The organism is Mesorhizobium sp. M8A.F.Ca.ET.208.01.1.1, assembly GCF_004791315.1.
Classification (GTDB): domain Bacteria; phylum Pseudomonadota; class Alphaproteobacteria; order Rhizobiales; family Rhizobiaceae; genus Mesorhizobium.
On the sequence record NZ_SRUT01000108.1, the window covers coordinates 1 to 374 of the forward strand.

1 pseudogene is annotated in these 374 nt (G+C 65.0%); it reads left to right on the forward strand.

The features are described 5' to 3' along the window. A pseudogene (locus EN851_RS34505) lies at positions 1 to 209 on the forward strand (transposase); the annotation flags it as partial. Positions 210 to 374 lie beyond the last annotated feature (165 nt).

Consider the following 374-nt stretch of genomic DNA (forward strand, 5'->3'; position numbering starts at 1 on the left):
GGCCGGTCGCGTGACGTCGCGGCCTACTTCGGGCTGACGTCGCGGCGCTGGCAGTCGGGCACGTCGATCGACATTCAGGGACGCATCTCCAAAGCTGGCGACGCCGATGTGCGGCGCGCGCTGTACGAGGCAGCGTCTGCGCTGATGACGCGCTTCCGCGGCCGGGACAAGGTCAAGAGCTGGGGCCAGGACTCGCCAAACGCTCCTGCACTGCAAGGCCGCCGGGCCAAGAGCCAGAACTGTCCAACAGGCTGATTGACGTGCACAAGAAAGCATACGCGTCCTTCGGCGAAAGCTTCGCACGAAATACGTGGTGAGGCTCGACGCAACCTGGCGGTGCCAGTCGTCGGCTTCGTGTTGCCGTTGCTGGTTCT